General features: G+C 45.0%; 12 protein-coding genes. 11 read left to right on the forward strand and 1 reads right to left on the reverse strand.

The features are described 5' to 3' along the window. The first annotated feature begins 216 nt into the window (after positions 1-216). Positions 217-1224 (forward strand): LacI family DNA-binding transcriptional regulator, encoded by a 1008-nt coding sequence (locus tag EXN75_RS02085; protein WP_134842607.1) that lies wholly within the window; start codon positions 217-219, stop codon positions 1222-1224. 124 nt (positions 1225-1348) lie between these two features. Here EXN75_RS02085 and EXN75_RS02090 read toward each other — a convergent pair whose 3' ends face one another. Beyond that, a complete protein-coding gene (locus EXN75_RS02090; RefSeq protein WP_134842608.1) occupies positions 1349-2710 on the reverse strand; it encodes an NAD(P)/FAD-dependent oxidoreductase in 1362 nt (453 codons plus the stop codon). 369 nt (positions 2711-3079) lie between these two features. Between EXN75_RS02090 and EXN75_RS02095 the strand changes: the two genes are divergently transcribed. The 10 genes from EXN75_RS02095 to EXN75_RS02140 all read left to right on the forward strand — a co-directional run bounded on the left by EXN75_RS02095 (position 3080) and on the right by EXN75_RS02140 (position 12254). Then, positions 3080-3412 (forward strand): cupin domain-containing protein, encoded by a 333-nt coding sequence (locus EXN75_RS02095; protein WP_118115854.1) that lies wholly within the window; start codon positions 3080-3082, stop codon positions 3410-3412. 186 nt (positions 3413-3598) lie between these two features. Further along, complete coding sequence (locus EXN75_RS02100) at positions 3599-3949, forward strand: NADH-quinone oxidoreductase subunit A (protein WP_022251748.1); 351 nt, start codon at positions 3599-3601, stop codon at positions 3947-3949. Continuing rightward, on the forward strand, positions 3940-4665 hold the full coding sequence (locus EXN75_RS02105; RefSeq protein ID WP_118115852.1) for an NADH-quinone oxidoreductase subunit B: 726 nt from the start codon (positions 3940-3942) through the stop codon (positions 4663-4665). Before EXN75_RS02100 ends, EXN75_RS02105 begins: the two co-directional genes overlap by 10 nt. A 19-nt stretch (positions 4666-4684) precedes the next feature. After that, positions 4685-6256, forward strand: a complete 1572-nt coding sequence (locus EXN75_RS02110) for an NADH-quinone oxidoreductase subunit D-related protein (RefSeq protein WP_118115850.1) — start codon at positions 4685-4687, stop codon at positions 6254-6256. A gap of 2 nt (positions 6257-6258) precedes the next feature. Then, positions 6259-7344: an NADH-quinone oxidoreductase subunit NuoH gene (gene nuoH, locus EXN75_RS02115; protein ID WP_134842609.1), complete on the forward strand. Its 1086-nt coding sequence runs from the start codon at positions 6259-6261 to the stop codon at positions 7342-7344. Between the two features lie 34 nt (positions 7345-7378). Continuing rightward, positions 7379-7909, forward strand: coding sequence for a NuoI/complex I 23 kDa subunit family protein (locus EXN75_RS02120; RefSeq protein WP_134842610.1), 531 nt, complete (start codon positions 7379-7381; stop codon positions 7907-7909). Positions 7910-7924: 15 nt separating this feature from the next. Then, positions 7925-8452: an NADH-quinone oxidoreductase subunit J family protein gene (locus EXN75_RS02125; RefSeq protein WP_134842611.1), complete on the forward strand. Its 528-nt coding sequence runs from the start codon at positions 7925-7927 to the stop codon at positions 8450-8452. Next, positions 8449-8757, forward strand: coding sequence for an NADH-quinone oxidoreductase subunit NuoK (gene nuoK, locus EXN75_RS02130; protein WP_006846356.1), 309 nt, complete (start codon positions 8449-8451; stop codon positions 8755-8757). Before EXN75_RS02125 ends, nuoK begins: the two co-directional genes overlap by 4 nt. Before the next feature lie 8 nt (positions 8758-8765). Continuing rightward, positions 8766-10721 (forward strand): NADH-quinone oxidoreductase subunit L, encoded by a 1956-nt coding sequence (gene nuoL / locus EXN75_RS02135; RefSeq protein WP_134842612.1) that lies wholly within the window; start codon positions 8766-8768, stop codon positions 10719-10721. 33 nt (positions 10722-10754) lie between these two features. After that, positions 10755-12254 carry a complex I subunit 4 family protein gene (locus EXN75_RS02140; RefSeq protein ID WP_134842613.1) on the forward strand — a complete coding sequence of 500 codons (1500 nt, stop codon included), beginning with the start codon at positions 10755-10757 and terminating at the stop codon, positions 12252-12254. Positions 12255-12260 lie beyond the last annotated feature (6 nt).

Below are 12260 nucleotides of genomic sequence, written 5' to 3' on the forward strand. Positions count from 1 at the left end.
GCGATTTGTGAATTCGTTTTTTTCTTGTTTCCATTGCAAAGATAGAGCTATTTTGCTGGAAAAACAAGAAAAAAAACGATTGTTTTTTCGCAACCGTTCCCGCAACCGTTCCCATTTTTCGCAACCGTTCCCAAAAAGATTTCTTAGTTTTTTGTTGTACCTTTCTTAGAAAATAATTATCTTTGCAATCATATTCAACAAAAAATAAAAAGAGATATGGCAAAGTATGTAACGATCATAGATATAGCAAGGGAGTTGGGTATTTCTAAGTCCACTGTTTCGCGTGCTCTTTCGGGAGATACAGGTAATGTGAAGGCAGAAACCTTGCAGAGGATATTGGAAACAGCCGAGAGGATGGGCTATCATCGCAATGAACTGGCAGTGAACTTTCGCCAGCAGAGTACTCATAATATCGGTATTATCATTCCTGAAATCGTTACTACATTCTATATGACCTTCATCAATGATGCTCAAGCTATCCTACGCAAGCAGGGATATAAGGTGATGATTGCCATTTCTAACGAGAATCCAGAACAGGAACGGGAGAACATCATGATGATGGAGCAGCTGCGTGTGGATGGTATTCTGATGAGTGCCTGCGATAAGGAGCATAATGTGAATTTATATAATAAGGTGATAGAAAGAGGCATTCCCATCGTGTTTTTCGATAGAACCGTGGAGGGGGTAAAGGCTTCTCTTGTGCATATGGATGATTATATCATGTCGTTTTTCATGGTGGAGGCTTTGTTGCGCAAGGGATATAAACATATTATTCATATTCCGGGACCTGCCTATATCCGAAATAGTTATGAGCGGTTGAGGGGCTATCGGGATGCGCTGGAGAAGTTTCATATAGAGTTTCAGTCGCAAGATGTGTTGTCGCCAGCTTTATCTGCGGAGGAAGGTAGTTGGGTGATGGAGCAGTTCTTGAATAAGAATGTGCCCTTTGATGCAGTTTTTGGTTTTACCGAGACTGCCGTGTTGGGAGCTAAGAGTGCCATCCAAAAGCGTGGCTTGCGTATTCCGGAGGATGTGGCGCTCTGCTGCATGTCGGGCACAGCCCTGTCCACCTTGGTTCATCCGCAACTGACGGCTGTTGAGCAGCCTATTGAGAAAATGGCACAGGAATGTTGCCGACTACTATTAGGGCATATTGCCGATGGTAATAGGAATACTGAGGAAATGGCATTGAGAGGCGAAACCATAATAAGAGAATCTACATAAAGAAATCGGTTCCCAAGAACTGCATAAAAAGATAAACGACATTGAAGAATCTACATAAAAAGCGGGTATGTCATTGTATTTGAATGACACACCCGCTTTTTTATATTATATCTCTAAGTATTATTTAATCTTCTTCATTCTCCAGCAAGTCGGTGCCGAGGTGAGTGGTCTGCTCGCGCTTCAGACGGTCGCGCACTTCCTTAGGCTTGGTGGCGTAGGTAATCATTCGGATAGAATCGTTATAGCTTACGTACTTCCAGAGCCAGTTGAGTAATACCATTACCTTGTTCTTTACGCCAAGAATAGAGCGAAGATGGACTACCAGCCACAATACCCAGGCAAAGAAGCCCTGGCTGTGAAACTTGCCAAGCTCTACCACAGCCTTGTGTCTGCCTATGGTTGCCATTGACCCCAGGTTCTTGTAGCGGAAAGGCTTGAGTTGGGTATCGTCTGCTCCCTCTGCTATCTTCTGGATATTCTTGGCCAGAAGCGCAGCCTGCTGAATGGCTACCTGAGCCAACTGTGGATGACCGCCAGGATAAGCTGGGTCTGTGGTCTGGATACACTGGTCGCCGATGGCAAAGAGACCGTCCATGCCAGGGATGCGGTTGAATTCATCTACTACGATTCGGAAACCACGACCCAGATGGTCACCTTCTATACCTGTGATAGGCTGTGCCTTTACACCGGAAACCCAGAGGAAGGTACGGGTAGGAATCTCTTGACCATCCTTCATCAGAACTTTATGGTCCTTATAGTCGGTTACCATCTTACCGAATTGTACATCTACACCCATGCTGGTAAGGAAATCGTATGCTTTCTTGGACGAATCCTGCGACATTCCTGCGAGCAGTCTGTCGCCGGCTTCCAGAAGATAGATATGCATCAGAGATGAGTCCATATCAGGATAATCGTAAGGAATCACGTAGCGCTTCATTTCAGAGAGAGCTCCGGCAATTTCCACACCAGTGGCACCACCGCCCACAATCACTACGTTCAGAAGTTCCTGTCGTTCCTCTTCTGTAGCACAGGTCAAAGCACGTTCCAGATTACTCAGCACGGCGTTGCGCAATCCCATCGCCTCTGAAACGGTCTTCATCGGAATAGCCCATTTCTCGATATTGGCATTACCATAAAAATTGGTAGTGGTACCGGCTGCGAACACCAGATAATCGTACTCGATTTTACCGATAGATGTCTGCAGAATCTTCTTGTCTGGGAATACGGCTCTCGCTTCTGCCATGCGGAAGTAGAAGTTCTTGCGCTTGCGGAAAATCTGACGGAATGGGAATGAGATGGAACTTGGGTCGATACCTGCCGAGGCAATCTGATAGATAAGCGGAGGGAACTGATGGAAGTTGTTCTTGTCGATCAACACTACCTGAAGGTTTGCCTTGCTGAGGTCTTCTGCCAAGCGAAGACCACCGAGTCCACCACCTACAATCACAACTCTCTTCAACTGATTTCTCTTGATATTAATACTCATAACTGCTGCTATATTTTTATAATTACTAAATACATATATTTGCTGAAAACTATTTTCATAAGGCATATAGCCTCGTTATCTCTGAAAATTCGATTGCAAAGGTACAATATTTTTATGAGGTAGCAAAGAATGAAGTGTAGAAAAATGAGTGAGAAGTCCATTACAAACGTTCCTATTTTGAAATTTGAAAACTGATGTTACAAAATGTAATATGTGGATTGCATTTTTATAGAGGTCTTGTAACTTTTTCATGTAAAGTCAAGGATATCGTCCGTTTTTTCGCATTTTATGGTGAAAACTGGTGTTTTTTTCTTACTTTTGCAAATTAAAAACAAGATAACATCAATTTACATTATAATTTCAGAAAAAATGGTCATAGATTTTGAAAAGATTGCTGAGGCTCATTTGGAGGGCTTCAAGGGTGGAAAGGGTAAACTCGATACCCGTAATTATGTGGACGATAAGGTGAAGATTATGTATTCTACCTTGCGTCCGGGTGCATCAACTGGTCTTCATACCCATGAGGGCAACTGCGAGATTATCTATGTGGTAAGCGGCACAGCTACATTCCATTATGACGATACCGTAGAGGAGGTTCGCCAGGGACAGGTGCATTACTGTCCGATGAATCATGCTCATTACATGGAGAATCTCACAGACCATGATCTGGTCTATTTAGCTATCGTACCAGAACATCATTAAAAAAACTACGTTTCTGAAGTTATCTTTCTAAAATTCAGAACGTGTAAAGGGGGGAATGGTAATCATTCTCCCTTTTTTCGTGTTTTTGAAACAATTTTTTTTAAAAGTTATGTCTTGTTTCAGAAATAATTGTTAACTTTGCAACCGCTTAGAAGCATTTAAACAAAATAACGTTATAACAAATTTATGAACTTTACACTATTTATCACCGTTTTGCTGACGGCTGTAACCTTGGTGGTGGCTGCTTATGTCATCGCAAAGTTGATCGGTCCTCGTTCATACAATCCGGTAAAGGGTGAACCTTTTGAGTGTGGTATTCCGACACGTGGCAGCTCCTGGTTGCCATCACACATCGGCTACTATCTCTTCGCCATCCTTTTCCTGATGTTTGATATTGAGACTGTAATGCTTTACCCATGGGCAGTCGTAGTTAAGCAGTTTGGATCTATGGCTCTCGTGAGCATCGGGTTCTTCCTGTTGGTATTAGTATTAGGCCTGGCTTATGCTTGGCGGAAAGGAGCATTGGAATGGAAGTAAACAAAAGAGCCTCTATCAAGAGTATTCCTTACGACGAGTTTAAGGACAATGACACCCTCGAGAAAATCGCACAAGAGCTGAATGAGGGTGGTGCTAATGTGGTAGTTGGTTCTCTCGATGCCGCCATCAACTGGGGACGCAGTAATTCACTCTGGTCATTGACATTCGGTACCTCTTGCTGTGGTATCGAGTTTATGGCTGTAGGTTGTGCTCGTTATGACTTCTCCCGTTTCGGTTTCGAGGTAACACGTAACTCTCCACGTCAAGCCGACTTGATTATGTGTGCCGGTACTATTACCAATAAAATGGCACCTGTTTTTAAACGTTTGTATGATGAAATGGCTGAGCCAAAGTATGTGGTAGCTGTAGGTGGATGCACCATCTCTGGTGGACCATTCAAGAAGAGCTACAATGTAGTTCGTGGTATCAGCGAGTTAGTTCCTGTGGATGTCTATATCCCAGGTTGCCCTCCACGCCCAGAGGCAATCCTTTACGGTATGATGCAATTGCAGCGTAAGGTAAAGGTTGAGAAATTCTTCGGTGGTGCTAACCACAAGATGAACAGCGAGGAGAAGGAACTGTCTATGAGCAAGGGTGGTCTTCGTGGCTTGAGCAACGAAAACCTTTCTGATGCTAATCTGCTCGGACATAAGGAACCAATCATCGTAACAGAAGTACCTGAGGATTTCGACCCTCAGAAAGGTCTAACTGATTAATATAATAAGGTATAAGAATATGAAACTGAATAATATTGAATTGAGTTTTGATAATTTCGCTTCTGAAATGGCGAAGTTGAAGAACGAGAAGCATTTCGACTACCTTGTTACCATCATCGGTGAAGACTTCGGTGAGGAAGGTCTCGGATGTATCTATATTCTTGAAAATACTCAGACTAACGAACGTTGCTCTGTCAAGACTATCGCCAAGAAGGTGGATGGTTCTGATGTGATTCCTACAGTCATCAATCTCTGGAAGGTTGCTGATCTGCTGGAGCGTGAGGTGTTTGATTTCGTCGGCATCAAGTTCTTGGGTCACCCAGATATGCGTCGTCTTTTCCTCCGTACTGATTTCCAGGGCTATCCTTTGCGCAAGGATTTCGATATGAGTCCAGAGGCCAACAAGTTCCCTTGTACTGATGAGCCTGAGGATGATTTCACTGTAGAATACAGTCTTAGTGCTGATGGTCATCTGGTAGCTACTGAAAAGCGTCGCTTCGATGAGGATGAGTATGTTGTCAACATCGGTCCTAACCACCCATCTACCCATGGTGTGCTCCGTCTTCAGACCGTTATCGACGGTGAGACCGTGAAGCGTATCTATCCTCACCTCGGATATATCCACCGTGGTATCGAGAAGATGTGGGAGAATATGACTTATCCTCAGACTTTGGCTTTGACCGACCGTCTGAACTACCTCTCTGCCATGATGCACCGCCACGCTTTGGTAGGCGTTATCGAGGAGGCTATGGGTATCGAACTTTCTGATCGTATCCACTACATCCGTACTATCATGGATGAGTTGCAGCGTATTGACTCTCACTTGTTGTACCTCGGCTGTACCGCACAGGACTTGGGTGCTTTGACTGCATTCCTCTACTGTATGCGTGACCGTGAGCACGTGTTGAATGTGATGGAGGAGACAACTGGTGGTCGCTTGATCCAGAATTATTACCGTATCGGTGGTCTTCAGGCTGATATCGATCCTAACTTCGTTCAGAACGTGAAGACTCTCTGCAAGTATCTCCGTCCGATGATTCAGGAATACCTCGACGTATTCGGTGACAACGTGATTACTCACAACCGTCTCGAAGGTGTAGGTCCTATGAATTATGAGGATTGTATCAACTATGCCGTTACAGGTCCTGCAGGTCGTGCATCTGGTTGGAAGAACGATACTCGTAAGCGTCATCCATACGATATGTACGACAAGGTAGAGTGGAAGGAAATCACTTTGACCGGTTGCGATTCTATGGATCGTTACTACGTTCACATCCAGGAGTTGTATCAGAGTTTGGATATCATCGAGCAGTTGATCGACAACATTCCAGAGGGTGAGTACTACATCAAGCAGAAGCCAATCATCAAGGTTCCAGAGGGACAGTGGTATTTCTCAGTAGAGGGTGCCAGCGGTGAGTTTGGTGTATATCTCGACTCAAAGGGTGACAAGAGTCCATACCGTATGAAGATGCGCCCAATGGGCTTGTCTTTGACAGGTGCGCTCGATCCAATGCTTCGTGGACAGAAAATCGCTGACTTGATTACAACAGGTGCAGCAATCGACTTCGTAATCCCTGATATTGATAGATAATTATGTTTGATTTTAGTATAGTAACAACATTCATCGACAATTTGCTTCGCCAGACTTTGGGTTTGGGCGACTTCCTGTCGATTCTGATAGAGTGCGTGCTCGTGGGTATCTGCATTTTGACAGCATACGCGCTGATAGCCATCGTACTTATCTTTATGGAGCGTAAGGTGTGTGCCTACTTCCAGTGCCGTCTCGGCCCTATGCGTGTAGGTCCTTGGGGTATCTTCCAGGTATTCGCTGATGTGCTCAAGATGTTGATCAAGGAGATCTTTGCTGTAGATAGAGCCGACAAGCTGCTCTACTACATCGCACCATTCCTCGTGATCATTGCCTCTGTGGGTACTTTCTCATTCCTTCCATGGAACAAGGGAGCTCATATTCTTGACTTCAACGTAGGTGTATTCCTCATCACTGCCGTAAGTTCTATCGGCGTTTTGGGTGTGTTCCTCGCTGGTTGGGCATCTAACAATAAGTACTCTGTGGTATCTGCCATGCGTGGTGCCGTACAGATGATTTCTTATGAGATGTCTCTCGGTCTCTGCCTGATTTCTGCAGTAGTTCTTACTGGTACTATGCAGGTGAGCGGTATCGTTGAGGCTCAGACTGGTGCTTGGAACTGGTTGATTATCAAGGGTCATGTACCAGCTATCCTTGCTTTCCTCGTATTCCTTGTAGCAGGTAATGCTGAGGCTAACCGTGGTCCTTTCGACTTGGCTGAGGCTGAGAGTGAGTTGACTGCAGGTTATCATACAGAGTATTCTGGTATGGGCTTCGGTTTCTACTACTTGGCTGAGTACCTCAACCTCTTCGTGATTTCTGGTATTGCTTCTACCGTATTCCTCGGTGGTTGGGCGCCATTGAACATCGGTATCGAGGGCTTCGACAATCTGATGAACTTGATTCCTGGTTTCATCTGGTTCTTCGGTAAGACCTTCGTTGTGGTATGGCTCCTGATGTGGGTACGTTGGACTTTCCCACGTCTCCGTATCGACCAGATCCTGAAGTTGGAGTGGAAGTATCTGATGCCTTTGTCACTCATCATTCTGATCATGATGACCGTGTGCGTAGCATTCGGAATCCACGGATAATCTTTAATACACATTATTATAATAATAAGAAAGTATGTCTAACAATTCATATTTCGGCGGTATTGCTGCGGGTTTGAAGACCCTCGCTACTGGTATGAAGGTCACCATGAAGGAGTACTTCACACCTAAGAGCACTGAGCAGTATCCTGAGAACCGCAAGACTACACTCCACATCTCTCCACGTTTCCGTGGTCGTCTGGTTTTCGTCCGTGACGAGAATGAGGCTTACAAGTGTGTGGGTTGTACATTGTGTGAGAAGTCATGCCCTAACGATACCATCAAGATTCAGACCGAGATGGTGGAGGACCCAGAGACAGGCAAGAAGAAGCGCAAACTGGTAGATTACCAGTACGACTTGGGTGACTGCATGTTCTGTGAACTCTGTGTGAACGCATGTAACTTCGGTGCAATTAAGTTTGTCAACGATTTCGAGAATGCAGTCTTCGACCGCAACAAGTTGGTGATGCACCTCGACAAGGAGGTTTACAAGGGCGGAAGCCTTCCTAACCTCATTGATGGTGGCGCTCCACTCGAAATCGGTAAGTTTAACACCAAGACTAAGTAAGGAGGACTTTAGACAATGATAACAGCTAATTTATTTATGTTCGTCATCTTGGCAGTAGTCATCCTTGGCTCAGCCATCATGTGCGTAGCTACCAAGCGTATCATGCGTGCGGCAACTTATCTGTTGTTCGTGCTCTTCGGTGTAGCTGGTGTATTCTTCCTGCTCGACTATACCTATCTGGGTGCAGCTCAGATTGCTGTATATGCAGGTGGTATTACTATTCTTTATGTCTTCGCCATTCAGTTGGTTTCCAAGCGTACCCTTCAGGGTCTTTTGGAGCACGTGAAGGGTAGCAAGGTCATTGGCCGTGCACTCGTTTGCCTTGTAGGTTTCGTAACCTTGGCAGTCATCGTGTTGAAGAATCACTTTATCGATTTGGCTGCAACAGTAGCCGACACTGAGGTGCCAATGGAGCAGGTAGGTTCTGCCCTGGTAGGTGCAGACAAGTATGGCTATGTATTGCCATTCGAGTTTATCTCTGTATTCCTGTTGGCATGTATCATCGGTGGTATCTTAATCGCAAGAAAGGAGGATAAGAAATGATTCCAGTACAGTATTTCTTCGTGCTTTCAGCACTCTTGTTCTTCATCGGAGTATATGGCTTCTGTACACGTCGTAACCTCGTTGCCATGCTTATCTCCATCGAGCTTGTATTGAATGCAGCCGATCTGAACTTCGCTGTGTTCAACCGCATTCTCTTCCCTGGACAGTTGGAAGGTTTCTTCTTCACATTGTTCTCTATCGGAGTAGCAGCAGCCGAGACAGCCGTAGCGCTCGCAATAATTATTAACGTTTACCGCAACTATCACAGTGACCAGGTGAACAGTATTGAAAACATGAAATTCTAATTAAGACAATGAATTACAGTTATGCATTTTTGATACTTCTTCTCCCATTCCTGAGCTTCCTGGTTCTGGGACTTGCGGGTATGAAGATGAAAAAGCAGGTAGCAGCCATCATCGGTACCATCCTGATGGGTTGTGTATTCGGTCTGTCTATTTATACAGCATACGAATATTTCTTTGCTATCGGCCGTGATGCTTCAACAGGTTTGTATCCAACTGTTGACTCATTCAATTTTACTTGGTTGAAGTTTACTGAGTTGCTGACTTTCAACATTGGTTTCCGTCTGACACCAATCTCTGTATTGATGCTCATCGTGATTACCACCGTCAGCTTCATGGTTCACATCTACAGTTTCGGTTATATGGCTGAGCGTGATGAGAATTACAAGGTTGAGGGTTATGAAAAGGGTATGCAGCGTTTCTACGCTTACCTCAGCCTCTTCACCATGTCTATGTTGGGTCTGGTAGCAGCTACCAATATCTTCCAGATGTATCTTTTCTGGGAGTTGGTGGGTGTCTGCTCATACTTGCTTATTGGTTTCTATTATCCAAAGCATGCAGCAGTACATGCCAGCAAGAAGGCGTTCATCGTAACTCGTTTCGCTGACCTCTTCTTCCTCATTGGTATCTTGTTCTACAGCTTCTATGTAGGTACATTCAACTATGACTTGAATGCTCAGCCTGAACTTCAGAGTTCTTTGGCAGGTGCGGCATGGGTAATGCCAGCAGCATTGTTCCTTATGTTCATCGGTGGTGCAGGTAAGAGTGCGATGTTCCCATTGCACATCTGGTTGCCAGATGCAATGGAGGGTCCAACTCCTGTTTCTGCGTTGATTCACGCTGCTACCATGGTTGTAGCTGGTGTTTATCAGGTAGCCAGCCTCTTCCCAATCTGGGTAGAGTATGCTCCTAACACACTTCACTACGTAGCTTATATTGCAGCTTTCACAGCATTCTATGCAGCAGCAGTAGCTTGCTGCCAGCGCGATATCAAGCGTGGTTTGGCTTTCTCTACTATTTCTCAGATTGCTTACATGCTCGTTGCACTGGGTGTTTGCTTTGCTGTAGATAACCATCATGGTGGTTTGGGTTACATGGCTGGTATCTTCCACTTGTTTACTCATGCTATGTTCAAGGCCTTGTTGTTCCTCTGCTCTGGTGCCATCATCGTCATCATCGGCAGCAACTTCAAGGAGTACATGGGTGGTTTGCACAAGTATATGCCTATTACCAACATCTGCTTCCTCATCGGTTGCTTGGCGATTGCAGGTATTCCTCCATTCGCAGGTTTCTTCTCTAAGGATGAAATCATTACTGCTTGCTTCCAGTTCTCTCCATTCATGGGCTGGTTTATGACAGTAGTAGCTGGTATGACAGCATTCTATATGTTCCGTCTTTACTATGTTATCTTCTGGGGACAGAGCTATTATGAGTTGGACCCAGAGAACCGTCGTAAACCACAGGAAGTTCCTTTTGTAATGTGGGGTCCATTGGTATTCCTCGCAGCAATCTCTTGTGTTTGCGGTATGATTCCTTTCGGTCACTTCGTTTCTGCTACAGGTCAGAGCTATGATATTCACATCGATACTCAGGTGGCTTGCACCTCTATCGTTGTTGCTATTATCGGTATTGCTCTTGCTACTTATATGTATGCACCAAAGAAGACTCCATTGGCAGACGGTTTGGCTAAGAAGATGCCTAAGTTGCACAAGGCAGCCTTGAATCGTTTCTATATTGATGATGCTTGGCAGTTCTTTACACATAAGATTGTCTTTGGTTTGTTCTCAAAGCCTATTGCATGGTTCGACCGTCGTGTCATCGATGGTACCTTCAATTTCATGGCTTGGGGTGCACAGGAGGCAGGCGAGACTATCCGTCCATGGCAGAGTGGCGATGTACGCAGCTATGCTATCTGGTTCCTTACAGGTACTGTAGCGTTGACTTTGTGTCTGCTCGCTCTTCTTTAATTAAAGTCTCACAATTAAGTAAATAGAAAAGAAATGAATTTAAGTATATTCGTCATAGTACCACTCCTGATGTTGCTCGGCCTTTGGTTGGCTCGCAACGACAAGCAGGTTCGTGGTGTGATGGTAGCAGGTGCCAGCGTGTTGCTTGGCCTCTCCATCTATTTGGTGTTTGCATTTCTCGAGGCTCGTGAGACAATGCCAGCAGACCAGGTTCCTATGCTCTTCACTTACAGTGTGCCTTGGTTTGAGCCATTGCACATCAACTATTCACTCGGTGTGGATGGTATTTCTGTAGTGATGCTTCTCTTGACTTCCATCATTGTGTTCACCGGTACATTTGCTTCTTGGCAGATGGAGCCAATGAAGAAGGAGTACTTCCTCTGGTTCACTCTCTTGAGCATCGGTGTATATGGTTTCTTCATCTCTGTCGACATGTTCACCATGTTCATGTTCTATGAGGTTGCGCTGATTCCTATGTATCTCCTCATCGGTGTATGGGGTAGCGGTGCAAAGGAGTATTCTGCTATGAAGTTGACTTTGATGTTGATGGGTGGTTCTGCTCTTTTGATTATCGGTATCTTGGGTATCTACTTCTACAGTGGTGCTCAGACATTCGAAATTCTGGATATCGCTCACCATACCAATGGTGCTCACGCTATTCCTGAGAGCGTTCAGAATGTATTCTTCCCATTGCTCTTCATCGGTTTCGGTATTCTTGGAGCTTTGTTCCCATTCCATACATGGTCTCCTGATGGTCACGCAAGTGCGCCAACAGCCGTATCTATGTTGCATGCCGGTGTATTGATGAAGTTGGGTGGTTATGGTTGCTTCCGTATCGCTATGTTCCTTTTGCCAGCAGCTACTCATGGTTTCTGGATTAAGGTGTTCTTGGTATTGACAACCATCTCAATCGTTTATGGTGCTTTGTCAGCTTGTGTACAGACTGACTTGAAGTACATCAACGCTTACTCTTCTGTATCTCACTGTGGTATGGTGCTCTTCGCACTCTGTATGATGACCGAGACAGCTGCAACTGGTGCTATTCTCCAGATGTTGTCTCATGGTTTGATGACCGCCCTCTTCTTCGCCGTTATCGGTATGATTTATCATCAGGCTGGTACACGTGACGTTCGCTACTTGGGTGGTTTGATGAAGATTATCCCATTCCTCTCAGTAGGTTATGCTGTAGCAGGTTTGGCTAACCTCGGTTTGCCAGGTTTCTCTGGTTTCGTAGCTGAGATGACTATCTTCGTAGGTTCATTCCAGAATGCCGATATGTTCCACCGTGTATGTACCATCATCGCATGTACTTCTATCGTAGTAACAGCGGTTTACATCTTGCGTTGTGTAGGTAAGATCCTTTATCAGAAGGTTCCTAATCCAAAGTTGGAGAAACTCCACGATGCAACATGGGATGAGCGTATTGCAGTAGCAGGTCTGATTGCCTGTGTAGCAGGTCTCGGTATGTTCCCACTCTGGGCAGAGGAGATTATCATGGACGCAGTAGGTCCTATCTTTAGTGTAATTATGTAATAAATA

The organism is Segatella hominis (genome assembly GCF_004535825.1).
Classification (GTDB): domain Bacteria; phylum Bacteroidota; class Bacteroidia; order Bacteroidales; family Bacteroidaceae; genus Prevotella; species Prevotella hominis.